Here is a 26,848-nt window from a genome sequence, read left to right as displayed (position 1 = left end):
CGAACCGTATCGAACCGGTTCGATCACATGCGGCATGGAGACGGGGGAGGTCTTCCGGGCGCCGGTACAACGGCCCCGGGTTTTCCGGAAGATTGTGGGCGGGGTGTCCACGGCCTCGGAGGGATCAATTCATCGAACCGGTTCGGGGAAGCTAGCACCGCGAATCCTGGGCAGCAATCCCCCCGACCCCAATAAAATCGGGCCTTCTGATGGGCGTGAATGTGCGGTCGAAGGTGTTGACAGGCCCCCCGGGGTGTTCCTACCTTCACATCACGCGAACCGGTTCGACGACCGGCTCTCGCCCGGAGTCAGACCCCACCCCCTCAAGGCCGGCGAGTACTCTCTCAACCGAGGAGTCGAACCGGTTCGAGCAAGGAGCCACTCGTGAACATCGGTGAGATCGCCCGGCGGTCCGGTGTCTCGCGGAGCACCGTGTCCTATGCGCTGAGCGGCAAGCGGCCGGTCTCGGACGACACCCGCCGGAAGATCCAGCAGGTCATCGATGAGCTGGGCTACCGCCCCAACGCCAGTGCCCGCGCCCTGGCCAACGGCCGGACCAACACGATCGGCCTGGCGTTCCCGCCCGCCGGCAACCACTACACCGGCATGCAGCTCGACTTCATCGGCAGCGTGGTGGAAGCCGCCGCGGCCTGCGACTACGACGTACTGCTGTCGCCCAGCGGTGTGGACAGCGACCGTTCGTTCCAGCGGCTGCTGGGGGAGCGGCGGGTCGACGGCGTGATCCTGATGGAGATCAAGCTTGAGGACGACCGGGTCGATCACCTGGCCGCGCTGGACTTCCCCTCCGTCGCCATCGGCCGCACCGCCCACCCCGAACGTGGCTGGTGGGTCGGCCTGGACCACACCGCGCTGGCGGCGGCGTGCGTCCACCACCTGGCGGACCTCGGTCACCGCCGGGTCGCCTTCGTCAACCGCCCCGAGCAACTGCTGCGGGCGGGGTACGAATCCGCGCACCGCGGCCTGGACGGCTTCACCAAGGCCGCGGCCGAGCGCGGGCTGACCGTGCGCGCCTACTGCTGCGGGGACGACGCGGCGTCTGGCCAGGCATGCCTGGAACAGATCCTGTACGACGACCCGGCCACCACCGCCCTGGTCACGCTGAACGAGGCCGCTCTGGGCGGCCTGTTCCGAGGCCTCGCCCAGGCGGGCCGCCATGTGCCGCGCGACTTCTCCGTCACCGGAGTCGTGGCCGGCCGCTGGGCGGAGGCGGTGACTCCGCAGCTCACCGCGGCCGACGTACCGGCGGAGGAGATGGGGCAGCGCGCCGTCGACCTGCTGGTGGAGCGGCTCGACCATCCAGACGCACCGCCCCGGCACCATCTCCTCGCCCCGCCGATCTCCCTGCGGGCCAGCACCGGGCCGGCCGGAGCCAGAACGGCACTCTGAGCACTGTTCCGCACCCCTCCGCACGCCCCGCGCAGGATTTTCGTCCCACCCGACGCCTGAACCGCCCGACAGCGGCGTTCGCGCTGCCCTTCGTGCCCTCACGACCCGTGCCCTCACGACCCGTGTCCTCACGACCCGTGTCCTCACGACCCCGTGTCCTCACGACCCCGTGTCCTCACGACCCCGTGCCCTCGGCACCCGCATGGCCAAAGCAAAGGACCCTCGCGATGAACAGCACCCCCAGACAGCGCCGTCTGACCACCGCGGCCGTGACCGCCCTCACCGTGGCCGTCACCGTCACCGCCTGTTCCTCCGGCTCCGGCAGCGCCGACACCAAGGGCGCCGGCAGCGGCACGTACACCCTCTGGGACCCGTACCCGCAGTTCGAGAAGGGCTCGCCCTGGGCGAAGCTGCTGGACCGGTGCGCCGCCAAGGCCGGAGTGAAGATCAAGCGGACCGCCTTCGACACGAGCGACCTGGGCAACAAGACGCTGCTGGCGGCGCAGCAGGGCAACTCGCCGGACGTCCTCATCGTCGACAACCCGGTGGTGTCGACCCTGGCCGACGCGGGGGTGCTCACCACGACCGACGACAACAAGCTGGACACCTCGAAGGTGGACCCCAACCTGCTCGCTGCCGGCCAGTCGGGCGGCAAGACCTACGGCACACCGATCGGCGCCAACACCCTGGCCCTGTACTACAACAAGGAGGTGCTGAAGAACGCCGGCGTCGACATCGCCTCGGTCACGGACTGGACGTCGCTGACGGCGGCGCTGGCAAAGGTCAAGAAGGCCGGAAAGAAGGGAATCACCTTCTCTGCGATCGGCACGGAGGAGGGCAGTTTCCAGTTCCTGCCGTGGTTCTGGGGCTCGGGCGCCAAGCTGACCGAACTGGACTCCTCCCAGGCCGTGTCGGCGCTGACCTTGTGGAAGGACTGGCTGAATCAGGGCTACGCCCCGAACTCGGTCCTCAACAACACCCAGACGACCAGCTGGCAGGAGTTCGCCAGCGGAGACTACGGGTTCAGTGAGAACGGCACCTGGCAGCTCGCAGGCGCCAAGAAGGCCGGCTTCGACTACGGGGTGCTTCCCATCCCGGCCGCCGCGGGCGGCAAAGCGGCGGCGCCGACCGGCGGCGAGTTCGTCACCCTCCCGGTCCAGAAGGACACCGGCCGCTACGCCACCTCCCAGAAGCTGGCGACCTGTCTGACCAGCACCGGCAACCTCTACGACACCGACACCACCCTGTCCTACGTTGCCCCCACCAGCGAGGTCCAGGGCAAGCAGGTGGCTGCGAACGCCGAGTTGAAGCCGTGGGTCGACGCGGTCAAGGCGGCCAGGGGCCGCACCAGTGACGATCTCGGCACCAAGTACCCCAAGATCTCCGAGCAGATGTGGAAGGCCGTCCAGTCAGCCCTCAGCGGGTCCAAGTCGCCCAAGGACGCGCTCAGTTCGGCGCAGGCCGCGGCCAAGTGACGTGAGCCCTATGAAGCAGACCACCCATCCACCGGACCACAGGACCGCGGATGTGCGGAACGGGGCGGCACCCGCCGTCTCACCCCCGGACCGCGGCGGGAAACTCCGCCGGCCCCCCTCCACGCGGTGGGCCGCCTGGGCCTTCCTCGCCCCGGTGACCGTCTACCTGGCCCTCTTCTATGCCTACCCGCTGTACCGCAACATCGATCTGAGCCTGCGCAACTACACCGTCCGTTCCTTCGTCCAGGGTGACGCCCCGTTCACGGGCCTGGCGAACTACCGCAAAGTCTTCGACGATCCGCTCTTCGCCCCGGCCCTCCTGCACACCGCCGTGTTCACCGCCGTGTGCCTGGTCTTCCAGTACGCCATCGGGCTCGCCCTCGCGGTCTTCTTCCACCAGAACTTCCGGCTGTCGGCCACCCTCCGCGCGCTGTTCCTGGTGCCCTGGTTGCTGCCGCTGATCGTGTCGGCCTCCACCTGGTCGTGGATGCTCAACAGTGAGTCGGGAGTCGTCAACGCCGCTCTGCACGCCCTCGGTATCGGCCCGGTGAACTGGCTGACCTCGCCGTCCTGGTCGCTGACATCAGTGATCATCGCGAACATCTGGATCGGCGTCCCGTTCAACCTGGTCGTGCTCCACAGCGGCCTGCAGTCCATCCCCGCGAGCCTCTACGAGGCCGCCGCCATCGACGGGGCGAACACCTGGCAGCGGTTCTGGCGCGTCACCTTCCCGCTGCTGCGCCCGGTCTCCGCCATCACCCTGCTCCTGGGGCTGATCTACACCCTCAAGGTCTTCGACATCATCTGGATCATGACCAAGGGTGGTCCCGCAGACTCTTCCACCACGTTCGCCACTTGGTCGTACCAGCTCGGCTTCGGCAACCTCCTGCCGGCCTTCGGCCCCGGCGCGGCCGTCGGCAACCTGCTCGTGGTCGCCGCACTGGTCTTCGGCCTTGTCTACGTCCGGGTGCAGAGAAAGCAGGCGCTGTCATGAGCCGAAGCCGAAGCCGAAGCCGAAGCCGAAGCCGAAGCCGAAGCCGAAGCCGAAGCGGAATCCGTGGGCGGACCTGGGCGAAGACCGCGATCGGTGTCGTACTGACGGGGATCATGCTTTTCCCGGCCTACTGGATGCTCAACGTCTCCCTCACCCGCGACCAGGACATGCGCAAGAGTCCGCCGGACCTGCTGCCGATGCACGGCACCCTGGCCGGCTACCGCACCGTTCTCGACGAGCAGTTGCCCTACCTCGGCACCAGCCTCGTCATCGGCCTGGGCACCGTGGTCCTGACCGTCGCCCTGTCCGCACCCGCCGGCTACGCCCTGGCCAAACTGCGCCCGCGTGGCGGCGGCATCCTCAACTTCGTTCTGCTGGCAGCCCAGATGATCCCCGGCATCATCATGGCGATGGGCTTCTACGCCATCTACCTCCAACTCGGCCTGCTCCAGTCCGTCCCCGGGCTGATCGTCGCCGACTCCACCCTGGCCGTCCCCTTCGGCGTCCTCATCTTCACCGCATTCATGTCCGGCATCCCCGGCGAACTCCTCCAGGCCGCGACCACCGACGGCGCCGGACCGCTGCGCACCTTCTGGTCCATCGTCCTGCCCGTCAGCCGCAACGCCGTCGTCACGGTGTCCCTTTTCGCCTTCCTGTGGTCCTGGTCCGACTTCATCTTCGCCAGCACCCTCGTCAACGGCGGCGCCCAGGAGCCGATCACCCTCGGCATCTACCACTACATCGGCAACAACAACCAGCAGTGGAACGCCATCATGGCCACCGCCGTCGTGGCCTCCCTGCCGGCCACGGTGATCCTCGTCCTCGCCCAGCGGTACGTCGCCGCCGGCGTGACCGCCGGAGCCGTCAAGGACTGAGACCCCCAACACGCCACGACGACCGCTCAGTTGACGGTCGGCCGCTGCCCCTGCCCCAGAAACGAGTCACGCCATCATGACCGCCGCCCCGTCCGGCCCGGCCTTCTCCGTCCACGACATCCCCTTCAGCACGTACGGATCCTGGCTCGACATCTCGCCCGTGGTGGCGGAGCAGACGTACGCCGACGACCTGCACCTCGTCTCGCACCAGAACGGCATACACGGCGTCCTGCGCCTGGTCCCCCGCGACCTCGCGACGGGTGCCCGCGCCGGGACCCGGATCGAGGCGAGACCCGGCATGCTCAGCTGGATCGGCGAGGGCGGGCACATCGACCTCGCCTACGAGGGGCCGGACACCGTACGCGTGAGGGGAAGCGGTCTGGGATTCGGCGTCTTCGCCGCCGCGCAGAGCCTGACCCCCTTCAGCGGAACGTACTTCTTCCACGACCCGGCGGCGGACGCACACGTATTCACCTCGTACGAGACCGGACGCCGCTACCGCGTCACCATGCTTTCCGGCACCATCGCCGACGCGGCCGGAATCCAGGCCCTGGGCAGCGGCGACCGTGGTGTCACGGTGCACGCGCAGGAGGACGGAGCCTGGGAGATCGCGATCGAGGAACTCGAGACCGCCCGCCCGCCCTACCGTGGCCGCGTGGCCTTCGGCGAGGTCGTGGAGGCCACCCAACGTAGGTTCGCCGCCTTCGTCGATGCGGTCGCCTCGTGGCGCTCGTCGGTGACACCGGCGGCCGAACTCGCCGCCTATGTCGTCTGGTCGGCGACCGTCCGGCCGGCGGGTTTCGTCACCCGGCCCGCCGTACTGATGTCCAAGCACTGGATGGACAAGGTCTGGAGCTGGGACCACTGCTTCAACGCCCTTACGCTGGCGCCCGGTTGTCCAGAGCTGGCATGGGATCAGTTCGCGCTGCCCTTCGACCACCAGGACGCAGGCGGCGCCCTGCCGGACTCGGTCACGCACTCCGAGGTCCTGCACAACTTCGTCAAGCCGCCCATCCACGGCTGGGCCTTCGGCCGCCTGCGCCGCCGGCTGCCGACGCGCCCAGACCGGGCGCAACTGGCGGAGGCGTACGAGCGACTGGAGCGCTGGACCGACTTCTGGCTCAAGGCACGGCGTGCCCCTGGGGCCCGACTGCCCTACTACCAGCACGGCAACGACAGCGGCTGGGACAACGCCACCACCTTCGACCCCGAGCGGGTGGCCGTCACCGCCGACCTGGCCGCCTTCCTCGTCCTCCAGATGCGTGAACTCGCAGATCTGGCAACGGAGCTGGGCAGGACCGACGCGGCGCGCCGATGGACGTCCGCAGCCGAAGAGACGCAGTCGGCGCTGCTCGACGAACTCTGGACCGGCGACCGGTTCGTCACCCGGGGAGTCGCCACCGGCGACACCTGGAGCAGCGCCGGTCTCCTCGACCTGATGCCCATCGTGCTGGGCGAACACCTGCCCGACGAGATCGGCAGCACGCTTGCCGACCGCATCAAGGCCCATCTGACGCCGTACGGCCTGTCCACAGAGCTGACCAGCTCGCCGCACTATCTCGCCGACGGTTACTGGCGCGGACCGATCTGGGCCCCCGCCACCGTCCTTGTCGAGGACGGCCTGCGCCGCGCCGGCCACCACCGGCTCGCCGACGACATCAGCGCCCGCTTCCGCGTCCTGTGCGAAACCCACGGTTTCGCCGAGAACTTCGACGCTCTCACCGGAACCGGCCTGCGCGACCGTGCCTACACGTGGACCGCCGCCAGCTACCTCCTCCTCGCCGAAGAACACGTACACCGAGACGGCCACTGACGTCGTACGCACAGGAGAAGAGGGGAACGCTACAACATTACCGGCGCCTCGGGTGAGAGTGGTCTGTCCCGCTCATCCCTTGACGGCGCCGGAGAGCATGCCGGAGATGAAGTGGCGCTGGAGGAATACGTACAGGGCGACGACCGGCAGGGCGACGATGATGGAGGCGGCTGCCAGCAGGGAGTATTGCGTGGTGTGCTCGCTCTGGAAGAACGCCAGGCCCAGGGGTGCGGTGCGCTTGTTCTCGTCGGTGATCATGACGAGCGGAAGGAGGAACTCGTTCCAGGTCCACATGAACACCAGCATCGCCATCGTCAGCAGCGCGGGGCGGCTGGTGGGCACCAGGATCCGCCACAGCAACCGCCAGTCCGATGCCCCGTCCAGTCGCGCCGCCTCGATGATGCTGACCGGCACCGAGCGGAAGAAGTTGCGCATCCAGAAGACGCTGAAAGCGAGCGACTGGGCGGTCTGCGGCAGGATCAACGCCCAGTAGGAGTCGCTGAGTCCGGCGCCCCGCAGGTTGAAGTAGAGCGGGATGACGAAGGCCTCGGGCGGCACCATCAGCCCGACGAGGGTGACATAGAAGAGGAACGAGCGGCCCGGGTAGTCGAAGTGGGCGAAGGAGAAGCCGGCCAGGATCGACAGGACGGCGGTGAGCAGGACGACGGACACTGCGACCAGCACGCTGGAGCCCAGGTAGGTGGCGAAATGGCCCTGGTGCCAGGCGATGGTGAAGTTGCCGAGGTCGATGCCGTGCGGCCAGGTGAAGGACGGGGACGCTTGCGCAGCGGGGGTGAGCGCGGATGCCACCACGCCGAGCAGGGGCACCAGCGCCAGCGCGGCGAAGGCGGTCAGGATCGCGTAGTTGAGCGCGCGTTCGCGACGGGAGATCATGTCCCGTCCTCCTCGGTCTGGAGCTTGGTGATCAGGAAGGTGAGGAGCAGGATCACCGCGGTCAGTACGACGGCGATGGCGCAGGCCGAGCCGACCTGGCCCGTGCCGAAGGCGCGGTTGTAGACCTCGAAGGAGGGCAGGCTGGTGGCGTTGCCGGGGCCGCCGTGCGTGGCTACGTAGACCAGGTCGAAGGTTTTCAGGGCGGCGATCACGGTGAGTGTGAGGGCGACGGTGATCTGGCCGCGCAGTCCGGGCAGGGTGACGGCGAAGAACTCCCGGACCACGCCCGCACCGTCGAGCTTGGCCGACTCGTACAGCTCTGCCGGGATCTGGCCGATGCCCGCGATGAACAGCACCAGACACAGGCCGATCTCCAGCCAGGTGCCGATGAGTCCCACCGAGGGCAGGGCGGTGGAGAAGTCGCCGAGCCAGGGGCGGGTGACCGCTTCGAGGCCGATCGCGCGCAGTGCGGTGTTGAGGACACCGTCGGGGGCGTAGATCGCCGTCCAGGCGGTGGCGGTGACCACCATGGCGATCACCTGCGGCAGGAAGATCAGCGCACGGAAGACCGAGACGCCGCGGAGTCTGGAGGCGCGGGTGGTGACGGCGGCCAGCAGCAGGGCGAGCACGATGGGGACGACCGCGAAGAAGAGGATGAGGACGAAGGAGTGCACGAAGCCGGCGCGCAGCTGCGGATCGCGGGCGATCTCGGTGTAGTTGGTGAGACCGGCCCATGTGGAGGCGGACACACCGTCCCAGTGGTAGAGGGAGATCTGGACCAGCTGGCCCAGCGGTATCAGCAGGAAGGCCGTGAGGACGGCCAGGGCGGGAAGGGCGTAGAGGTAGCCCTTCCACTGGACTCGGCTGCGGGGCCGGGCCGTTCGCCCGCTGGGGGCGTCGGACCGGCGCTTGCGAGCCGTCGGACGGGATGCGGTGACAGCCATGGAGCGGCCTACCTGCTGCGCTGGAACGAGGAGTAGTCGGACTGGAGTTGGTCACCGAAGGCCTTGGGGGAGAGCTGGCCTGCCGTCAACTCCTGCACGGCGGCGGTGAGTGTGTCGTAGAACGTCGGCGTCGTGTAATCGAGGTAGGGCAGCAGGCCGTCCTTCTCGCTGACCGCCTTCCACTGGTCGAGGATGCCGGCGTCGAGGGTGCCCGGGGCGGGCTTGTAGTCGGCGGGCGGCAGGGCGGGCAGGTTGCCGTGGTCGGCGGAGGCCTTCATGCCGTTGTTGTCGACGAGGAAGTTGATGTACGCGGCGGCCACGTCCGGGTGCTTGGACTTGGAGGTCACGGCCCAGGCGAGTCCCTCGCCTCCCTGGGTGAGCGGGGGCTGCCCGGCGGCGGGGCTGAGCGCGGTGAAGCCGACGCCGGTCTTCATCTTCGGTTCGAGTACGGCCGCCTGCCAGGTGCCGTCGACCAGGAAGAGCGACTTGCCCGCGGCGAACGCGGCGACGGCCTGGTCCTTGCTCTCGCCGTTGAAGCCGGAGCCGAGGTAGCCCTTGTCGGCCCAACTGCGCAGCGTGGTAGCGGCCTTGAGGCTGCCGGGGTCGGTCCACTTCGCGCCGCCCTCGTTGAAGACGAGCTTGCGGACCCCCTCTTTGCCGGCGGTGGCGGCCTGGACGACGCCGAAGAGGTGGATGCCGGGGCTCTTGTCGGCGTCGCCGTACGAAATGGGCTGCACGCCCGAGGACTTGGCCTTGGCGAGTGCCGTCTCGAAGGCGGCGAGGGTGGTGGGGGCGGACAGGCCGAGGGACTTGAGCTTGGCCTTGTTGTAGTAGATGCCGACGATCTCGCCGGTCTGGGAGACGCCGTACAGGTTGCCGGTCTTCCAGGTCTTGCCGTCGGAGGTGAAGCGGTTGAGGTCGAGCAGCTGGGAGGGGAAGGCGGTGTCCCAGCCGTAGGCCTTGGCGTAGCTGTCCACCGGCTGGAGGAGACGGGCCTTCACGAAGGCACCCATGTCCGGGTAGCCCTGGTTGGCCTGGACGACGTCGGGCGGGTTGGACGAGGACAGGGCCAGCTTCAGGGTGGTCTTGAGATCGGAGAAGGACCGGGAGACCCGCTTGATGGTGACGTTCGGGTACTTCTTCATGAACGCCTTGTTCAGCTCCTCGCTGGAGGCGTTGGTGCCCGGGTCGGTGTTCTGGTCCCACTCGGTGAGAGTGACCTTGCCCGCGTTGGCGGGGTCGGTGGAGACCGGGCCCGCGCTCTTGGTGCTGTCGGCGGACGAGCCGTTGCTCGGGCCGGGGGCGCAGGCGGCGATGCCGGTCAGGACGCCGGTGGTGAGCGCGGCGGCGGCGATCAGGCGCCGGGGCGAACGCCGTGCGGTTCTCTCGGTCATGGGGTCGTCCTCCTGGAGCTGGTGGAGCGGGGAGCGGCTAGGGCATGACGGTGCGGACGCGGGCCAGGTCCTCGTTCGGCGTGCCGGGGATACGTGACATGAAGTCGGCGACGGCGTCCCAGCGCGGTGCGCTGCTCGCGCCGCCCAGACTCCGAACCGACAGGGCGGCGCACGTCCCGGCGACGCGGAGCCGGGTGCCGAGCGGCCAGTCGTGCGCGAGGCCCGTGATCAGGGAGGCCGTGAACACGTCGCCGGCCCCGGTGGGGTCGATGGCCGGCACCCGGGGCACGGGGGCACGGACCAGTTCGCCGGTGGCGCCGTCGACGCCGACCGCGCCGCGCGGGCCGTCGGTCACGACGACGTCGGGCACCAGGTCGGCGAGCACCTTGACGGCCTCCTCGACCGTGTCGGTACGGGTGTAGCTCGTCGCCTCCACCGCGTTGCAGACGAACACGTCGATCTCGCCGAGGCGGTCGAGCACGTCGGGTGACCAGCGCCCGGTGGGATCCCAGGCGACGCCACCCACGACCCGGCTGCCGCGGGCCCGGAACTCGGCCGCCCATTCGGGCAGCGGTCCGGCGATGCCGAGTTGCAGGAAGCGCGCGTCGGGCTGCTCGTCCTCCCAGGTCTCGGGCCGGCGGGCGCCCTCCTCCTCGTAGGTGAGGAAGGACCGTTCGTGCTCGTGGGTCACCGCGACCGTCAGAGGGGTGTGCACGGCGGGGTCGCGGCGTAGCCAGGTGAGGTCCAGGTTCTCCTCCGTGCCGAGCCGGCCGGCGAGGTGTTCGCCGAACATGTCGGTGCCGATCACGCCGAACAGGCCGGTGTTCAGTCCCAGCCGAGCGGCGGCGACGGCGCGGGTGGCGGTCCCCCCGGCCGCGACGGCGAAGCGGTCCGCGTAGACCTCTCCGCCGGGCGTGGGCAGGTGGGGGATACCGCCGAAGACCAGGTCGCAGAAGACCTGTCCGGCGAAGAGCACATCGAGCACGGGGGTCCGCCTCCGTCCGGTGCGACCGTTGACCAAGTGCTCAACTATGAGCACCACACAAGTGGAATGACAAGAGTCAGTCAGTTACGACGAAGTTTCCCCTTCGCATGACTGACTTCGGTCATCCGGTGCTATCTTCGATGCGTGACTTCGAGCAAGAGACACGCGAAGATCGTGGAGTCGCTCCGTACCACCGGGGTGGCATCGGTACGTGAGCTCGCCGAACGCCTGCAGGTCAGCGAGTCCACGATCCGCCGGGACCTGACCCTGCTGGACCGCAACGGCGAGCTGGTCCGCACCTACGGCGGTGCGGCATTGTCGCTGCGCGGGGCCGCGGAGCCCGCCGCCGAGCAGGCCGCGGACGAGATCCCCTTCGACGTGGTCGCCACCCGCGACGCGGCACTCAAAGAGGCGATGGCCGAGGAGGCCGCCAAGCTCGTCGAGGACCACAGCGTGATCGTGCTCGACATCGGCACCACGCCCCGGGCGATCGCCCGCCGACTGCGCGGCCGCCCGATCACCGTGATCACCAGCAGCCTCGCGGTCCTCGACGAGCTGCGCGACGACGACGCCGTACGGCTCGTGATGCTCGGCGGCGTCCTGCGCCGCAACTACCAGTCCCTGGTCGGCTCGCTCACCGAGCAGGCACTGCGGCAGGTCAGCGCCGACCTGCTGTTCCTCAGCTGCACCGGGGTACGGCCCAACGGCCACGTGGTGGACAACATGGCGGTCGAGGCACCGCTGAAGCAGGCCATGATCGAGACGTCCGGCAAGGTCGTCCTGGTCGCCGCCGAGACCAAATTCCCCGGCACGGGCTCGCTGCGCGTGTGCTCGCTCTCGGACATCGACGTCCTGATCACCACCGGCGGCGCCGACCCCGACACGCTCCAGCTCTGCCGCGAGGCGGACGGAAAGGTGATACTCGCATGAAGTTGACCGTCCTCGGCGGCGGCGGATTCCGCGTGCCGTACGTCTACCAGGCCCTGCTGCGCGACCAGGGCTCTCCCCGCATCGACGACGTCTGGCTGTACGACACCGACCCGGCCCGCCTCAAGGCGATGGCGGAGGTGCTCGCCCGGTTCGCGGACGGCCACGCCGACGCGCCCCGGGTGACGGTCTCCACCTCTCTCGACGACGCGTTGGAGGGCACCGACTTCGTGTTCGCGGCCATCCGCGTCGGCGGGCTCGCAGGCCGGATGTGCGACGAGCGGGTCGCTCTCGACCTGGACGTCCTCGGGCAGGAGACCACCGGGCCCGGCGGTCTCGCCTACGGCCTGCGCACGATCCCGGTCATGCTCGACATCGCGCACCGCGTGCGCAGGCTTGCGCCGAACGCGTACGTCATCAACTTCACCAACCCCGCCGGCATGATCACCGAGGCGATGCAGAGCGTTCTCGGCGACCGGGTCCTCGGCATCTGCGACACGCCGTCCGGCCTGGGCCGCCGTATCGCCACCACCCTTGGCCTCGATCCGTCCCGGGCGCAGTTCGACTACGTCGGCCTCAACCACCTGGGGTGGATGCGCCGGGTCCTGCACGACGGAGAGGACGTGCTGCCCCGCCTGCTCGCGGACGAGCGGCGACTTCGTGGTCTGGAGGAGGGGGTCGTCTTCGGTACGCAGTGGCTGCGCGACCTCGGGCTGATCCCCAACGAGTACCTGTACTACTACTACTTCAACCGGGACGCCGTACGCTCCATCCTCGACGCCCCGCAGACCCGAGGCGAGTTCCTGGCCCGGCAGCAACAGGAGTTCTACCGGCGGGTGACGGAGGCCGCCGAAGGCTCGACGGTGCAGTTGTGGCGGGAGACGGTCGCCAACCGCAGCGCCAACTACATGGCCGAGGCCAAGGGAGCCGTGCAGGGCGAGGCCGAGGCCGACGAGGACTTCCGGCCGGATCCGGCGCATCAGGGCTACGCGGGCGTCGCGCTCGCGGTGATGGCCGCCATCAGCCGCAACGAGCGCGCAACGATGATCCTCAACGTGCGCAACGGCACGACGGTCTCCGCGCTCCCTCAGGACGCGGTCGTCGAGGTGCCGGTCACCGTCGACGCCAACGGCGTGCACCCGCTGACCATCACCCAGCCCGATCTGCATCAGGCGGGCCTGATGCAGCAGGTCAAGGCGGTCGAGCGGCTCACCATCGCCGCGGCCACCACCGGGTCGCGCGCCGACGCCGTCAAGGCGTTCTCGCTGCACCCGCTGGTCGACTCGGTGTCCGTGGGCCGCAGGCTGTTGGACGGTTACGTCGCCCGCATCCCGGAAGTGGCGGCCGTCTTCGGCTGAGTGACCTCGCTGCGACGGCCGGCGCAGGCGACCGTCGCAGCGAGGAACACGGCCGGGCGGGACGGGTGCTTCCCCAAACCCAGGCGAGCAGTCGGCGTCGGACTGGTCGGTGGCCCCCGGCCAGTCAGCCAGTCAGCCAGTCAGTCGGCCGGCCCCCAGGGCCGAGAGGCGTCGCCGTCCAACTTCCGCGCCGGCGCCGCCGATGCCCCTGCTGCCTACGCGTTCTGCTGGGTGGTGATCGGCCCGCTCCGCCGGCCCCCCTGCCGGGGTGGACCACGACGCGGTCGGTCATCCACCCCGTTGACCAGGCCTTGCGACGACCCGGCGGACGGCGAGGCAGGGGCCTGGCTGCACCGGCGGGTTGTTCGGATGAACGTGCCGCCCGGTCGAACTTGATGTGAGAAACCAACTCTTTGTGGCGAATGGGCATTTCGTGCACGTCTCGGCGCTATCGGTGTCGACAGGATGAGGCTGGGCAGGTGCCGTCGCGTCGGATGTCGACGAGCGGTGTCGTCTCTCATCGTTCGGCAGTTTTCAAGCAGGGGAATCGTCACCTTGAACAGCTTTGTCTCGCTCCCGTCCGTGTCCGCTCGCGGATGGGCCGCCTTGCTCGTTGTCGGCGCCTTCGCCGCCGCGCCGGTCGCAGTGGGGACTGCGGCGTCCGCGCACACCGGCGACATGAAGAAGGGCAGCGCCAGCGCGGCCGTCCTGCGTACCAGCCTGGATGTCTCACGCCTCGGCGGGCTCGCGCCGCTGCCGTTGCACACCTCGCTCAACGAGGTCCACGCTCCCGCGACCGCCGAGAAGAAGGCTCTCGACGTCAGGCTCGACGCAGTCGAGGGCGGTCAGCCCGTCAGCGTGCTGCGGGCGGATGTCGCCACGGCCAGGGCCGAGGTCACGCACCGCACGGCCCAGGCAACCACCCATCTCGTCCACGCGCGGGTTCATGTTCCCGGGGTGCCGCTGCTTTCCTTGGTGGAGGTCGAGGAGGTGACCGCCACCGCGGTCTGCAAGGCCGGAGAGCAGCCCGTTGCCACATCGGCGATCCCCGGCCCGGTCACCGTCCTGGGCAAGCGGATCCCGCTGACGGTTCGCGGCACCAGGACGGTGGAGGTTCCCGACGTCGGCACGGTGCAGCTCGCCTTGTCCCGCACGGAGACGACCAGCCGCGCCGCTGCCGCCACGGCGCTTCAACTGCACGTCTCCATCGACCCGTTGAAGCTCAACGTCGCCCGAGTGGAGGGAACGGTCACGCTGGCCGAGGCGAACTGCACGTCTGCGGCAGCGGGAACATCTCCCGCTGCGGAGCCGTCAGCCGCTGCGGGGCCCGGTCGCTCCGACACCCGGCCTCAGTCCGTCGGCGAGCACGGCGGGACCAATCTCGCGGAGACCGGCAGCACTCCGCTCACGCCCTACCTCGCGGGAGCGGCCGCCGTCTTCATCGTCGCCGGAGGAGGCAGCCTGGTACTGGCCCGCGCCCGCAGCCACAGGCGGCGTTGAGCTGCAGCTTGACCGGCTCAGGCCACAGCCGGGTGACAGTAGACGTGCCGACTGGGCAGCGTCAGCGGTTCACCTCCGCTCGCGCGGAGACCACGGACAAGCCGTTCGTGGTCGAGCGGGTTCACACTGCCGGTAGCGCATCGTGACCGCACACCGGCGGCGACGGTCACTCAACAACCGTCAAAAGTGGTTGAGTTGACCGGCGTCGGCGGGGGAGAGCCGCTGTGGTTCGTCACAAGCGCATCGCGTACCCGATGCCTCGGCGTCGGCCAGTTCTGCAGCGGCTCTGCGCTCGCGCGCCCTCCGCTGCACCGACTCGCCCTGGCGCCGCGCGCGGCCTGTGCGTGGACCTCTTGTCAGAGAGCCCGGCACTACGTGTTCACGCAGGCCACGGCACGTCCGTCCTGCCGGGCCGGCTCACAGACGCGCGCACGTTTGGCCAGTGCCTCGACCTGGGCGGCCTGTTCCGGATCCGCGATCATTCGATGGCACTTGGCGGTGCACGCAGATGAAAGCCCCGACTGGACGGGGGAGGCCAGTCGGGGCCGTGAGGTGGTGGCTGGCGGAGGGCGGTCGCCTCTCGGCGGAAGGCTCCATGGGGCTTCAGCCGGACGATCGTCCCCATGGGCAATAGGTGAGGCCCGGGGACACTGTCCCCTCCGCAGCCACGTATGGATGAACGGTGAACAGTCCGTGTCTGTTCCCCTGCCGGCGCCTGCGGGCGTGTGAACTGCGGCACGTTGCTGGGCGCTTGGCGCAGTGGCAGAACGGGGAGTCGCTGCTCGGTCGGGTTTCCACCCTGCGCAACTCCCGCGACGCGAGCGGTCCCGTGCTGCTGTGAATTCAACTATCGTGCGTGACTGACGAGTTGACCTGTCCGACCGGCCACCTCGCCCTGTGGGGACACGCCGGCACCGCACACTGCGGGAACGCGGGCTACCGCTTCCCGACGGTGTAGGTCAGGTGGGTCACCCGGGATGATGCGTCCGCGCGGGCCTGGTCCAGCGCGAGGCGGTCGGCGTCCACGCGGTCGAACAGGCGGATGCCGGTGCCGAACAGCACGGGCGCGAGGGTGATCGAGAACTCGTCGATCAGGCCGCTGTCGAGGTACTCCTGGATCGTCTCGGCGCCGCCTGCGATGCGCACGTCGCGGTCACCGGCGGCCTCGCGGGCCTGGAGCAGCGCACTCTCGATGCCGTCGTTGACGAAATGGAAGGTGGTGCCGCCCGGCCGCTCCCACGGCTCGCGCCTGGTGTGGGTGACGACGAACACCGGTGTGTGGAACGGCGCCTCCTCCGGCCATGCCAGCTCGCCGCCGTCGAACATGCGCTTGCCCATGATGCTCGCGCCGGTGCGCTCGTACGTCGCCCGTGCGATGTCGTTGTCGAGTCCTTCCTCGCCGCCCTCGCCGAGCTTGAGGTTCTCCCTGAACCATCGCTGCGGGAACACCCACGCCTGCAGCTCCGACCACTTCGTGAGCCAGCGCCGGACCCTCGGGTCGTTCTGACCTTCGGGCGAGAAGACGTCCTCGACGGACACGGCGTCGGGCGCCATGAAGCCGTCGAGCGACATCGTCACGCTGAAGAACACCTTCCCGGCCATCAGCCCTCCGCTCCCTTCGGTGTGGTCTCGATCCCGGCGGTCTCGTTCCCGGTGAGTTCGGCGACGTAGGCCGCCAGGTTGCGCAGCGTCTGCTCGCCGCCCTCGATCGCGTGGTACTTCTCCACCGCCTCGTCGCGGAGTTCCCTGGTGGGGAATACCGCGCGCATCACGATCCGGGTCTGCTCCCCGGCGGGCTCGAAGGTCATGACCGACTCGAAGGCGTTGGGGTCGTCGCGGGACTCGCCGTGCAGCAGCGCGATCCGCTCCGGCGGGACGATCTCCCGCCAGGTGATCCACTCCTGGTAGTCGGTCCCGTCCGGCCCGTGCATCACGAAGTCCCACACCCCGCCGACCCGAAAGTCGAAGGACCGCGTCGTGGTCGTGAACCCTTCCGGACCCCACCACCGCGACAGGTGCCGGACCCGCGTGAACGCCTCGAACACCAGAGCCCGCGGGGCGCCGATCACCCGGGAGATCACGATCTCGCGGTCCGCGTTCGCGTGTACAGGCTCGCCGCCGCTACTGGTCGTCGCCATCGTGTGGTCCCTTCTGCCTTGCCTGCTTCAACTCCTGCACGTACTCGTCCAGCCGGTCGAAGCTCTCGCTCCAGAACCGTTCGAAGCCGCCCACCCACTCGTGGATCGGCTGCAGTCCGCGGGCGTCCAGGCCGTACAGCCGCTGCTTGCCCGCCCCGCGGACCCGCACCAGCCCGACCTCCCGGAGGACCCGCAGGTGCTTGGACGCCTGCGGCTGGGTCATCCCCAGGTTCCGCGCCAGGTCAGTCACCGGCTGCTCGCCGCCCCGCAGCAGCACCAGGATTTCCCGCCGCTGCGGTTCGGCGATCGCGTTGAACGCGTCCGAGGTCGTAGCCGCTCGTGCCATGGCGCCATCATATGCCTATATCGGAATGCGTCAACGCTCCGTCGCCCATCCTGTGCGAGCCGGACGGAGCGGCGTTTCCCATCAACCCGGCCTTCCGCAGGACAGAGACGGCGGCCCGCGCCGGCCCAGACCGAAGCCGGTCGATGAAGGAACCTCCATCCGTCAGGGTCCGACTCGATCACGCCGAAGACGCTGGCCACCGCCGCCGTCGACCGGTTCTTTGCCCTCGCGCACATTGCCCGACGGAAGGCTCCTCGCTACGGCTGGCTCAGGGCACCACCGGTCAGGGCGCCGTCCCGCTGAACCAGCCGGGCTGACTCCGGCCCCCATCAGACGGGCTCCGGAAGATGACCGAGGTGCTTGATGACCCGCTCACGCAGAAGGAGGTACTCCTCCCAGCGGCGCGGCAGGGGGCCCGGCGGGCGCTCGACGACACGGGCAGCAGTAACGGTCTGGCCGAGCTGGAACTGCTCGTGCGTCAGGTCGAGTTCAACACCGTTGGGCAGGCGGTTCCACCAGTGGAAACCGTGCTGGGCCCCGTCGAGGTGCACCTCACCCACTATGAGATCACCGCCGAAGACGTCGTTGACGATCAAGGCCGTGATGTCACAGTGCCCCCAGGCCGGGTTGCCGCTCTGCCAGTCGGCCCGGTCATCGGGCGAACAGGTGTCGGCGGCCCAACTGGCACGCAGGGCTCCGTCGAGATCGAGCAGGCTCCAAGGGATCATGCCGCCAGCATCACAGCCACCACTGACATCGCAGATGGCGCAGGGAGTCGCGAGCCCGGCAGGAACGAACTCGCACGGGCCGCCGCACCGGCGAGCGGGCGCGTAGTGAAGATCGACCCATGTCAGATGCTGTCTAAGCGCGAAAGCCAGCTCGGCGAGGTGGAGGACTGGCACGTCAGCCTCGCCGGCGCCCAGGAGGAGCTCGAGCGTCTCGATGCAGAGGCAGCTCGCCGATCAATGCGGTCAGCCTCTGCTTCGGACGCGGCGCTGAGACGTGCAGGTCGCGTCCGTAGCGCGTTTGAGTTGCGGACAGCCAAGCGGCTGCCCCGGGAACAGCTGGTCCGGCCGGCACTGTTGCACCGACCGTAGGACGGGTGCTGCACGGGCGGGGAACACGGAGATGGCAATGTCATCCGTCCGGCAGAATCCGGGCCCAGGGGGCGCGGTACGACCGCCGTGCATCCTGACCAAGACGTATTTCTATTGGAGGACCGTTTTCATGACTGACCGACCGTTGACGCTCATGGCAGTGCACGCCCATCCCGACGACGAGGCCACCGGAACCGGAGGGGTCCTCGCGCGGTATGCAGCCGAGGGCATCCGCACGGTTCTCGTGACGTGTACCGACGGTGGTTGCGGTGACGGACCGGGGGGTGTCAAGCCGGGCGATCCCGGGCACGATTCGTCGGCCGTCGCCCTGATGCGTCGTCAAGAACTCGAGGAGAGCTGTGATGTGCTGAAGGTCAGCGATCTGGAGATGCTGGACTATGCCGACTCCGGAATGATGGGCTGGGCGAGCAACGACGCCCCCGGAGCCTTCTGGCAGACCCCCGTGGAGGAAGGCGCCGCCCGCCTCGCGGAACTCATGCGGCACTACCGGCCCGATGTGGTCGTCACCTACGACGAGAACGGCTTCTACGGCCACCCCGACCACATCCAGGCCCACCGCATCACGATGGCGGCGCTGGAAATGACCACGTTGGCACCGAAGGTGTACTGGACCACGATGCCCCGCTCCGGGGTGCAGCGGTTCGGGGAGATCATGCGCGAGTTCGGGGAGGACATGCCGGAGCCGGATCCGGCCGAGGCCGCCGCGCTGGCCGAGATCGGCCTCCCCGACGATGAGATCACCACGTGGGTCGACACCACCGCATTCAGCGGTCAGAAGTTCGACGCGCTCGCCGCGCACGCCAGCCAGGGCGAGAACATCTTCTTCCTCAAGATGGGCAAGGAGAGGTTCGGCGAGTTGATGGGCATGGAGACCTTCGTACGTGTCCAGGACGCCACCGGCGCGGCCGTACCCGAGAACGACCTCTTCGCCGGGCTACGCTGATCCGCCTGCTCGACCCTGACCCGGACCCGGACCTGGCCTTCGGAAATCTCATCGGCCGCACGGTGCGATCGAGCACGTCACGCAGCTGAAGGCTTGTCCAGGAGGGGTTCGCTCCCGCGGGCTCTCGTCGACGGCGTCGGCGAGGGCCCGCACCGCGGACCCGACACCGTGCCGTGCTCGGAAGGTGCGCAACAGCTCAGATCACAAGCCCGGCGGCTGCTCAAAAGATCGGCGCCTCGCAGATCGGCAGCGCGCCGGGTGGCATTGCGCAGGTCGACGCGTGCGGTCGAGGGCGGTGACCGGCTCGGACGTCACAGCACCTTGTGACCGTACATCTCGCCGAGTGGGTCGGCGATCAGCTCGATGCGGGCGCCGTCGGGGTCGCGGAAGTACACCGACACGTCGCTGTGGATGACGTAGTCGATGCCGGCGTCGTCGAAGCGGCGCACGATCTCGGTCCAGTGGTCGGGCTCCATGGAGATCGCGATGTGGTGGAGCCCGCCGAGCACCTCCGCGTACGGGCCGACGTCGAGGCCGGGGAAGTCGAAGAATGCCAGCAGGTTGCCGTGGCCGATGTCGAAGAAGAAGTGTGAGGAGCCGGGGTAGTCCCGGTTCTCGATCAGCTCGGTGAGAGGGAAGCCCAGGAGGTCCTGGTAGAAGTTGATGGTCCGCTCGACGTCGCTGCTGATCAGCGCGGTGTGGTGCAGCCCTCTGGCGGTGGAGGCGGGCCGCTGTCCGGCCGGCCGCAGGTGCGTCTCTCGGAGGCGTCGCCGTGCGGCCTCGATGGCGGGCAGGTCGGCTCCGCTGCGGGTGGGTGTGTCGGCCATGGGTTCCTCGTCTCAGGGGTCGCAGATCGAGTAACGCCTACGCGTCGCGCAGCAGGTCCGCGACGACGATTACCACCGGCGGCAACCGCAACGCCGTCACCCAGCTGATCCCTCTATTCCAGTAATCCAGGCTATCCTGCCGATTCGCGGCAGGTGCGGACAACTGGGGCATTGTGCGCGGCCTCAGGGATCCCCGCTGCTGCACACCGCCCAGCTGATGCGGATCAGGTGCCGGACCAGTCGCGCAGCTGGCGTGCGATCCGGGGGATGCCGAGCGTTCCGGAGGCCGTGTCGCGCACGAGCGCCACGGCCGCCTTGGGCGGGTAGTCGAGTTCGCGCCCGTTGAGGATCAGATAGGCCTCGGTCGCGTGCCAGGCGAAAGCTTCGTTCGAGTGCTCCAGGCACGGCAGTCTTGTCAGGGTCTGCAGCAGTGCTGCGGCCTTGAGATGCAGGGAGCCGTAGATGGCCCGCTCCATCGCCCTGGCATTGACCCGGGCGACAGCGGCGTACAGCGGTCCGTAGTCGTCGACCTGCGGATCGCCGTCGAGCAGCTCGGCGGCGTGGAGGAGGAAGGTGACGTCGAGCGGGTGGAGCGGTTCCGGCTGGGTCACGCGGCGTGGCCCCGCTTCTTGTGCCCGAGCTCCCGCTGCGCTTCCTGCTCGGCTGCCCGCTGCTCGGGGCTGGGGTCCACGCTGCTGGGCTCGGCAGCGAAGGCCGCGCCGCTACGGTCCATGGACGCCTTGAAGCCGTCCAGGAACCGTCGCTCCACCGCGGTCGCACGGTCGTAGGCGGCAGAGAGGATGTACTCCTGCAGGCTGACTCCCGCTTCCTTGGCCGCGGCCGCGATGGCGGCCCGCTGTGCGGGGTCGGGAAAGCGCAGGCTCATCGCTTTGGGTTCGGACATGGTATCCACGGTACCAGCGGTATCGCGTGTGCGCCTCAAGATGGATGCGGTCCGCGCCGGCCCCGGCCCTGGGACCGGCTTCGTGGCCGTCGGGCACCTCGTGTGCGCCCGTCCCCGCCGTGCGTACACCGGTCTCGGCGCAGGGGTGTTATGTGTGCTCGCCTGTTACGAGCGGTCGCCGTCCAGCCCGGCGTCGTCGTCCGGGTGCCAGGAGAGCAGGCGGACGTCGCTCACGGTGCGGACGTGGCGGCGTGCGGCTGCTGCGGCCTGTCGCATGTTCCCGGCGCGGATCGCGTCGGCTATCCGCTGGTGCTGCGCAAGAGAACGCGGCGGCCTGCCCGGCTGGCGAAGGGACTCGGCGCGGGTCTCGGCGATGCGCGGGGCCAACTGCCGGTAGAACTCGATGAGAACGGGGTTGTGCGACGCGGCGGCGACGGCCGCATGGAAGTCCCGGTCCGCCTCGCAACCGAGATCTCCGGCCTTGATGGCACGCCGCATCGCGTCCAGTGCCGCGTCCATCGCGGCGAGATCGTCCTCCGTACGCCGGGCCGCGGCGAGTTCGGCCATCTTCGTCTCGATCGCCTCCCGGGCGTCTAGGACGTCGGGCAGACGCTGTCGCCGGTCGAGCAGCGCGGCGACGGGCTCGGCCGGAAAATTTCTGCGGCGCAGATAGGTTCCGCCGCCGTGGCGGATCTCGACGATGCCTTGGACTTCCAGCACAACGGTGGCCTGTTTGACGGAGTTGCGGCTGACGCCCAGCCGCTCGGCCAGCTCACGTTCGGCGGGCAGTCGATCGCCCGGCTGGAGTGCGGCCTCCTCGATATAGGCGTGGAGACGCTCGACGAGCTGCTCGTACAGCCGCGGACGACCGACCGGTCGTAGAGATTCACTCATCCCCGCGCCCCCTCTTGACACCCCTTCAGAAGGCTAGCACTCTCTCCGAAACTCGTTCAGTGGGTCAGTGGTTCAACCACTTTTGGGAGTCGTCATGGCCACCAGACATACCCCCGCAGCCGTCCCCGAAGCGACACTCGGACATCGCCGCCGCGCAGTGATCGCCAGCACGGTGGGCACCGCGATCGAGTGGTACGACTTCTTCCTCTACGGAACCGCGGCCGCCCTGGTCTTCCCTCACGTCTTCTTTCCTGGCCATGCCACGTACACGGGCGTACTCGCGTCGTTCGGCACGCAGTTCGTGGGCTTCGCGGCCCGGCCGCTCGGGGCCGCGATCTTCGGGCACATCGGTGACCGGGTCGGCCGCAAGTCCACCCTGGTGACCACCCTCCTCCTAATGGGCGTGAGCACTTTCCTCATCGGCCTCCTGCCGGGCTACGCCTCTCTCGGGCTCGCCGCTCCGGTGCTTCTGGTCCTGCTGCGCATCGTGCAGGGCATCGGCGTGGGCGGGGAGTGGGGCGGCTCGGTCCTGTTGTCCATGGAGTGGGGCTCCCGGAACCGGCGCGGGTTGATGGCGAGCTGGCCGCAACTCGGCGTGCCGTTGGGGCTCCTCGCCTCGACCGGCATGGTCAAGCTGATGAACTCGGTCGCGGGCGGAGGGTTCGACAGCTGGGGCTGGCGCGTGCCCTTCCTCGCCAGCGCGGTGCTGATCGGCATCGGCCTGTACGTGCGGTTGCGGGTCCTGGAGAGTCCGGCCTTCACCGAGGTGAAGCAGGAGCGCGTGGTGGTCAGTCAGCCCGTCTGGAGCGTGCTGCGCCATCAGCCCCGCGCCGTGCTGACCTCCGCTTTCGTACGCATGTCGGAGCAGGCGCCCTTCTACCTCTTCATCACGTTTGTGCTCACGTACGGCACCGAGAAAGTCGGGCTCCCCAAAGGCGAGTTGCTGAACGACACGCTCATCGCAGCGGCCGTCGGTCTGATCAGCGTCCCACTGTTCGGCCACCTCTCCGACCGTTTCGGACGGCGCCTCGTCTACGGGATCGGTATCTGCTGCGTCGGCCTGTTCGCCTTCCCCTACTTCACGATGCTCGACACGGGAAGTTCGGGCCTTGTCCTGCTCGCCATCGTGCTCTCCCTCGTTTTCCACGACATCCAGTACGGGCCCCAGGCCGCGCTGATCGCCGAAGGGTTCGGGACGAACGTGCGCTACAGCGGTGCGGGGCTCGGATATCAGCTCGCCTCGGTCATCGCGGGCGGACCGGCGCCGCTCATCGCCGCGGCGATCCTCCAGCACACCGGATCCAGCACCTACATCAGCTGGTACATCATCGGCTGCGCACTCGTCGCCATGGCCGCACTGCTGCTCATGCCACGCCAGGTCCCCGAGGTCACCGTCCCGCAAGCGGTCCTTGCGACCCATGACTCAGCCCGGGAAGGCCATGTCGTTTCGGGCGATTGAGGGAGGTCACCGAGCGTCTGCCGTCCCGGTGCGGTGCGAACTCGAAGCAGATCGGGCTTTCCGGCGATCGGGTCTACGCCGTGTTCGACGCGACGCGACGCGACGGGGCGGTGGGCGGACCCAAGTATCAGCGCAAGTGCGGGAGTTGCTGCGCCGCCGTAGCCGACTGGACGACACCGGCATGGTCCGGGTCGCCCTGCCGGACGGCTACGCCTTGAGCGTGGAAGCCCCAACCAGCGTGGTCACATGTCGCAGGGATCCTCCGGCATGCGAAGAATGCCCAGGGCGGCACCGGCCGCGCGGAGGCGTGCGGCCATGTCGGAGGCCTCTTCCGGTGGCAGGGGCAGCACTCCGCTCTCGGTCATCAAGGCATGGAACTGCTGCTGCTCGTAAGGGACTCCGGCCGGCAAGGCGGCGACGTGCCAGTGGAGGTGAGCGTTGCCTTGCTGACTGCCGAGGGAGTACAGGTACGTTCGCTCGGATCCGCAGACACTTTCGACGGCCAGCGCGACTTCGCGAACCACCTGCATGAGCCGGAGATAGGCCGCTTCGTCCAGCTCGCGGACGACGTGCTCGATGTGTGCCTTGGGTGCGACGAGCACCTTCCCAGGAACGGTGGGCCACTTGTCGAGGAACGCCACATGGTCCTGGTCCTCGAAGACCGTCTCGTGCCGGTAGTCCGGATGACCGGCCAGGAACGCGCAGACGAAGCATGGCCCGCTTCGTGCGCGGGCCGAGTATGCCTCAAGATCTGTGGACTGCCGGTCAGCCGACACCTGCGTTCCTTTCATCGGGGTGCCGCAGTCTGCTGTGCCGCGAAGCCGACGGCACCGGACGGCAAACCGGAAGACGTGTCCCCAGGCAAATGATGACCCGCGAAGCCTCGTCGGCAGCACCCACGAGCTCGAATCACGATCTGCGGCCGGAAGCATGAGGCGTTCGACGTATCAGCCCGGGCGGCGAGTAGGCGTCGTATTGCAACGTGGGCGGGCCGGCCCGGAGCGTCTGCTCCGGGCCGGCCCGCCCACGCAATGTCAGCTTGCGGCGGGGACCGGGTCGCGGGTTGGTTCGGGCATCGTTTCGGGTGCGGGCGGCTGCTGCGGAGCGGGCTCGGCCGGCACCCCAGAAGGAGCGGGGGCGGGGGCGTAGGGAATCTCGCCGCGCAGGACGGCCCTGGCGCGGTCCTCGTCCAGCTCGCCCTCCCACCGGGCGACAGCCAGGGTGGCGACGCCGTTGCCGACCAGGCTGGTCAGGGCGCGGGCTTCGGACATGAACCGGTCGACGCCGAAGATCAGCGCGAGGGCGGTTACCGGGACGTGCGGGACAGCGCCGAGTGTGGCGGCCAGGGCGATGAAGCCGGAGCCGGTGACGCCTGCGGCGCCCTTGGAGGTGAGCAGCATGACGGCGAGCATGGCCAGCTGCTGGGTGAGGCTGAGGTCGATGCCGAGGGCCTGGGCGAGGAAGACCGAGCCCATGGTCAAGTAGATGGCAGTGCCGTCGAGGTTGAAGGAGTACCCGGCGGGCAGCGTGATGCCGACGACCGGTTTCGAGGCGCCCACGTGCTGAAGCTTGGCCATCATGCGCGGCAGGACGGGCTCGGTGGAGGAGGTGCCCAGGACGATCAGCAGCTCTTCCTTGATGTAGCGCAGGAAGGGCAGCAGCCGCAGTCCGTTCAGGCGCATCACGGTCCCGAGGACGACCAGGACGAAGAAGAGGGCGGTCAGCCAGAACGAGCCGACCAGCAAGGCCAGATGGCGCAGGGTGCCCAGCCCGTAGTTGCCGATGGTGAAGGCCATCGAGCCGAACGCGCCGATGGGGGCCAGCCGCATGATCCAGCGGATGAGCGTGAACAGGACCGTGGAGAACTTCTCGACGCCCCGGGCGATGCTCAGGCCGGCCTCTCCGCTGGCGTGCAGGCCGAAGCCGAACAGCACCGACACCAGCAGCACCGGCAGGATCTCGTTGCCGGTCAGGGCGCTGACCAGGGTCGCCGGGATGGTGGCGAGGAGGAAGGCGGCGAAGCCCTCGTGGGCCGTGGTCGCCTCCGGTGGCAGGCCCTTGGTGGACAGGCTCGAGAGGTCGATGTGCAGACCGCTGCCCGGCTTGACGACGTTGACGACGAGCAGGCCGATCGCCATGGCCACGGTGGTCAGCACCTCGAAGTAGACCAGGGCCTTCAGGCTCACGCGGCCGACGGCGCGGGCGTTGCCCATGGAGGCGATGCCGTGGACGACGGTGCAGAAGATGATCGGCGCGATGAACATCTTCACCAGCGCGATGAAGCCGTCGCCGAGCGGCTTGAGGTCAGCGCCGACCGACGGCCACAGGCCGCCCACGGCGGCGCCGAGGAGGACGCCGATCAGGCACTGGATGTAGAGGTGGGACAGCATCCGGCGGATGCGGCCCGGTGGTGCGGTGACGGTACCCGGGGCGGCGTCGTTGCGGCTCATGCGGGGCGTCCTTCCAGGACGGGAACGAGGAGTTCGGCTCGGGCGATACGCCGGGCGGCGCGGTGCAGCAGCACCGTGGGGGACGCGCTGTCCGGTGCGGGAACGGCTTGGGTGGTGACCACGCCGGCGGGGGTGCCCAGGCGCAGCGTGCCGTCGGCGGTCTGCCGGGCGACGCGGTGGGCGAGGGTGCCGGGGATGGCGGCGGCCGTGGCCAGGGCCACGGCGGAGGTCAGGCCGATCGCCGGGTGCGGGGCGTGCATGGAGACCATGCGCACGGCCAGGTCGTACTCGTCCTGGTTGACGAGTGTGCCCTGAGTGGTGCGATAGGGAGCGGGGCGGGCCACGATGCCCACCTTCGGCACCGCGTGGCTGATCGGACCGTCCTCGCGGGCCAGGCCCATGGCCAGCGCTGCCTGGCGGCGCAGCAGCGTCAGTGCGGGCACTGCGGCGGCGAACGCGGTGAGGGATTCCGTGCCGTCGAGACCGAACGCCTTGGCCTCGAACAGCGCGGCCGGCGCACCCGCGTCCACCAGGGATGCCTCGACGGGACCGTCCGGGCCGGTCAACTCGTCCAATGCCCGGCCGGTCGGCAGAGCGCGGCCGGTCGTCGAGCCTGCCGGGTCCTGGAACCCGAGCAGGACCGGCACTCCCGGCGCCGAGGTGCCCGGCACCACGGCGGTGCCCTCCTCCGGGGGCACGCCCGCGGGGGTGGGGATCGTGCCGGTGAGGCGGGCCCCGGTGTTGACGTTGAGCATGCGGACGGTGGTGGTGTCCGACGCGATGGGCACGAGACCGTGGTGGACGGCGTACAGGGCCACGGCGGTGGCGCAGTTGCCGCAGTTGCTGGCCCACTCCACGCGCTCGTCGCCGATACCGACCTGCGCGAAGGCGTACTCGACATCCACATCGGGCTGGGCCGACGCCTGTACGACGGCGGCCTTGGAGGTGGTGGAGGACGCGCCGCCCACGCCGTCGATCTGGCGGGGGTCGGCGGCATTGAAGGCGGCGAGCAGCAGGGCATCGACGTCCACGCCCGTGGCGGCCACGTCGCGATGTTCGAAGATCCAGCACTTGCTGGTTCCTCCGCGGATCATCTCGCCCTGCAGACGCAGCACAACTGACTCCTCACAACATGGAAAGGGAAGCCCACCGACGGACTTGCCGTGCGTGGTGCCCTCCACGGTGGGTTACGGCAGCGTGAAG

Annotated in this window: 25 protein-coding genes; 10 read left to right on the top strand and 15 right to left on the bottom strand. The window is 69.0% G+C overall.

The window, feature by feature from the left end; genetic code table 11:
• The first annotated feature begins 384 nt into the window (after window positions 1–384).
• The 5 genes from ACIBN2_RS37105 to ACIBN2_RS37085 all read left to right on the top strand — a co-directional run bounded on the left by ACIBN2_RS37105 (window position 385) and on the right by ACIBN2_RS37085 (window position 6,564).
• Window positions 385–1,407 carry a LacI family DNA-binding transcriptional regulator gene (locus ACIBN2_RS37105; RefSeq protein WP_399141213.1) on the top strand — a complete coding sequence of 341 codons (1,023 nt, stop codon included), beginning with the start codon at window positions 385–387 and terminating at the stop codon, window positions 1,405–1,407.
• Window positions 1,408–1,634: 227 nt separating this feature from the next.
• Window positions 1,635–2,882: an extracellular solute-binding protein gene (locus tag ACIBN2_RS37100; RefSeq protein ID WP_399141211.1), complete on the top strand. Its 1,248-nt coding sequence runs from the start codon at window positions 1,635–1,637 to the stop codon at window positions 2,880–2,882.
• Between the two features lie 10 nt (window positions 2,883–2,892).
• On the top strand, window positions 2,893–3,876 hold the full coding sequence (locus tag ACIBN2_RS37095) for a carbohydrate ABC transporter permease (RefSeq protein WP_399141209.1): 984 nt from the start codon (window positions 2,893–2,895) through the stop codon (window positions 3,874–3,876).
• 113 nt (window positions 3,877–3,989) lie between these two features.
• A complete protein-coding gene (locus tag ACIBN2_RS37090) occupies window positions 3,990–4,751 on the top strand; it encodes a carbohydrate ABC transporter permease (RefSeq protein ID WP_399141208.1) in 762 nt (253 codons plus the stop codon).
• A gap of 76 nt (window positions 4,752–4,827) precedes the next feature.
• Complete coding sequence (locus ACIBN2_RS37085; RefSeq protein WP_399141206.1) at window positions 4,828–6,564, top strand: amylo-alpha-1,6-glucosidase; 1,737 nt, start codon at window positions 4,828–4,830, stop codon at window positions 6,562–6,564.
• Window positions 6,565–6,636: 72 nt separating this feature from the next.
• Here ACIBN2_RS37085 and ACIBN2_RS37080 read toward each other — a convergent pair whose 3' ends face one another.
• The 4 genes from ACIBN2_RS37080 to ACIBN2_RS37065 are packed head-to-tail and all read right to left on the bottom strand — an operon-like array spanning window position 6,637 to window position 10,781.
• Window positions 6,637–7,458, bottom strand: a complete 822-nt coding sequence (locus ACIBN2_RS37080) for a carbohydrate ABC transporter permease (RefSeq protein ID WP_399141205.1) — start codon at window positions 7,456–7,458, stop codon at window positions 6,637–6,639.
• Window positions 7,455–8,402, bottom strand: a complete 948-nt coding sequence (locus ACIBN2_RS37075) for a carbohydrate ABC transporter permease (protein WP_399141203.1) — start codon at window positions 8,400–8,402, stop codon at window positions 7,455–7,457. The genes ACIBN2_RS37080 and ACIBN2_RS37075 overlap by 4 nt, the downstream gene beginning before the upstream one ends.
• An 8-nt stretch (window positions 8,403–8,410) precedes the next feature.
• Complete coding sequence (locus tag ACIBN2_RS37070; protein WP_399141201.1) at window positions 8,411–9,796, bottom strand: extracellular solute-binding protein; 1,386 nt, start codon at window positions 9,794–9,796, stop codon at window positions 8,411–8,413.
• A gap of 37 nt (window positions 9,797–9,833) precedes the next feature.
• Window positions 9,834–10,781 (bottom strand): carbohydrate kinase family protein, encoded by a 948-nt coding sequence (locus tag ACIBN2_RS37065; RefSeq protein ID WP_399141200.1) that lies wholly within the window; start codon window positions 10,779–10,781, stop codon window positions 9,834–9,836.
• Between the two features lie 144 nt (window positions 10,782–10,925).
• On the opposite strand from ACIBN2_RS37065, the gene ACIBN2_RS37060 reads away from it, so the two are divergent.
• From ACIBN2_RS37060 to ACIBN2_RS37050, 3 genes are all read left to right on the top strand, one after another.
• On the top strand, window positions 10,926–11,711 hold the full coding sequence (locus ACIBN2_RS37060) for a DeoR/GlpR family DNA-binding transcription regulator (RefSeq protein WP_399141198.1): 786 nt from the start codon (window positions 10,926–10,928) through the stop codon (window positions 11,709–11,711).
• On the top strand, window positions 11,708–13,066 hold the full coding sequence (locus tag ACIBN2_RS37055; protein WP_399141196.1) for a 6-phospho-beta-glucosidase: 1,359 nt from the start codon (window positions 11,708–11,710) through the stop codon (window positions 13,064–13,066). The genes ACIBN2_RS37060 and ACIBN2_RS37055 overlap by 4 nt, the downstream gene beginning before the upstream one ends.
• A gap of 582 nt (window positions 13,067–13,648) precedes the next feature.
• Window positions 13,649–14,566: an SCO1860 family LAETG-anchored protein gene (locus ACIBN2_RS37050; protein WP_399141194.1), complete on the top strand. Its 918-nt coding sequence runs from the start codon at window positions 13,649–13,651 to the stop codon at window positions 14,564–14,566.
• 936 nt (window positions 14,567–15,502) lie between these two features.
• Here ACIBN2_RS37050 and ACIBN2_RS37045 read toward each other — a convergent pair.
• The 4 genes from ACIBN2_RS37045 to ACIBN2_RS37030 all read right to left on the bottom strand — a co-directional run bounded on the left by ACIBN2_RS37045 (window position 15,503) and on the right by ACIBN2_RS37030 (window position 17,778).
• Window positions 15,503–16,168: a dihydrofolate reductase family protein gene (locus ACIBN2_RS37045; RefSeq protein WP_399141192.1), complete on the bottom strand. Its 666-nt coding sequence runs from the start codon at window positions 16,166–16,168 to the stop codon at window positions 15,503–15,505.
• Entirely contained in the window at window positions 16,168–16,704 is a 537-nt protein-coding gene (locus tag ACIBN2_RS37040; protein WP_399141190.1) for an SRPBCC family protein, read from the bottom strand. Before ACIBN2_RS37040 ends, ACIBN2_RS37045 begins: the two co-directional genes overlap by 1 nt.
• Window positions 16,688–17,050, bottom strand: coding sequence for an ArsR/SmtB family transcription factor (locus ACIBN2_RS37035; RefSeq protein WP_399141188.1), 363 nt, complete (start codon window positions 17,048–17,050; stop codon window positions 16,688–16,690). Before ACIBN2_RS37035 ends, ACIBN2_RS37040 begins: the two co-directional genes overlap by 17 nt.
• 329 nt (window positions 17,051–17,379) lie before the next feature.
• Entirely contained in the window at window positions 17,380–17,778 is a 399-nt protein-coding gene (locus tag ACIBN2_RS37030; RefSeq protein WP_399141186.1) for a hypothetical protein, read from the bottom strand.
• Window positions 17,779–18,277: 499 nt separating this feature from the next.
• Between ACIBN2_RS37030 and ACIBN2_RS37025 the strand changes: the two genes are divergently transcribed.
• Window positions 18,278–19,111, top strand: a complete 834-nt coding sequence (locus ACIBN2_RS37025) for a PIG-L family deacetylase (protein WP_399141184.1) — start codon at window positions 18,278–18,280, stop codon at window positions 19,109–19,111.
• Window positions 19,112–19,422: 311 nt separating this feature from the next.
• Here the strand turns inward: ACIBN2_RS37025 and ACIBN2_RS37020 are convergent, their stop codons facing one another.
• The 4 genes from ACIBN2_RS37020 to ACIBN2_RS37005 form a co-directional block, all read right to left on the bottom strand.
• Window positions 19,423–19,938: a VOC family protein gene (locus ACIBN2_RS37020; RefSeq protein WP_399141182.1), complete on the bottom strand. Its 516-nt coding sequence runs from the start codon at window positions 19,936–19,938 to the stop codon at window positions 19,423–19,425.
• Window positions 19,939–20,162: 224 nt separating this feature from the next.
• Window positions 20,163–20,549: a fic family toxin-antitoxin system, toxin component gene (locus ACIBN2_RS37015; protein ID WP_399141180.1), complete on the bottom strand. Its 387-nt coding sequence runs from the start codon at window positions 20,547–20,549 to the stop codon at window positions 20,163–20,165.
• Complete coding sequence (locus tag ACIBN2_RS37010; protein WP_399141178.1) at window positions 20,546–20,842, bottom strand: hypothetical protein; 297 nt, start codon at window positions 20,840–20,842, stop codon at window positions 20,546–20,548. Before ACIBN2_RS37010 ends, ACIBN2_RS37015 begins: the two co-directional genes overlap by 4 nt.
• A 165-nt stretch (window positions 20,843–21,007) precedes the next feature.
• Complete coding sequence (locus ACIBN2_RS37005; RefSeq protein WP_399141176.1) at window positions 21,008–21,736, bottom strand: FadR/GntR family transcriptional regulator; 729 nt, start codon at window positions 21,734–21,736, stop codon at window positions 21,008–21,010.
• Between the two features lie 94 nt (window positions 21,737–21,830).
• Between ACIBN2_RS37005 and ACIBN2_RS37000 the strand changes: the two genes are divergently transcribed.
• The gene (locus tag ACIBN2_RS37000; RefSeq protein WP_399141174.1) at window positions 21,831–23,195 is read left to right on the top strand and encodes an MFS transporter; all 1,365 of its coding nucleotides are present in this window, start codon (window positions 21,831–21,833) and stop codon (window positions 23,193–23,195) included.
• A 242-nt stretch (window positions 23,196–23,437) separates the two neighbouring features.
• On the opposite strand, the gene ACIBN2_RS36995 is transcribed toward ACIBN2_RS37000, so the two are convergent.
• The 3 genes from ACIBN2_RS36995 to ACIBN2_RS36985 all read right to left on the bottom strand — a co-directional run bounded on the left by ACIBN2_RS36995 (window position 23,438) and on the right by ACIBN2_RS36985 (window position 26,760).
• Window positions 23,438–23,971 carry an HIT family protein gene (locus tag ACIBN2_RS36995; protein ID WP_399141172.1) on the bottom strand — a complete coding sequence of 178 codons (534 nt, stop codon included), beginning with the start codon at window positions 23,969–23,971 and terminating at the stop codon, window positions 23,438–23,440.
• Window positions 23,972–24,229: 258 nt separating this feature from the next.
• Window positions 24,230–25,645 (bottom strand): C4-dicarboxylate transporter DctA, encoded by a 1,416-nt coding sequence (gene dctA / locus ACIBN2_RS36990; protein WP_399141170.1) that lies wholly within the window; start codon window positions 25,643–25,645, stop codon window positions 24,230–24,232.
• Window positions 25,642–26,760, bottom strand: coding sequence for a PrpF domain-containing protein (locus ACIBN2_RS36985; RefSeq protein WP_399141168.1), 1,119 nt, complete (start codon window positions 26,758–26,760; stop codon window positions 25,642–25,644). The genes dctA and ACIBN2_RS36985 overlap by 4 nt, the downstream gene beginning before the upstream one ends.
• Between the last annotated feature and the right edge of the window lie 88 nt (window positions 26,761–26,848).

The sequence above is a fragment of the Streptomyces sp. NPDC050534 genome (assembly GCF_044457745.1).
Lineage (GTDB): Bacteria > Actinomycetota > Actinomycetes > Streptomycetales > Streptomycetaceae > Streptomyces.
Note: the sequence above shows the minus strand (reverse complement) of the source record. Positions and strands in the feature narration are given on the sequence as shown.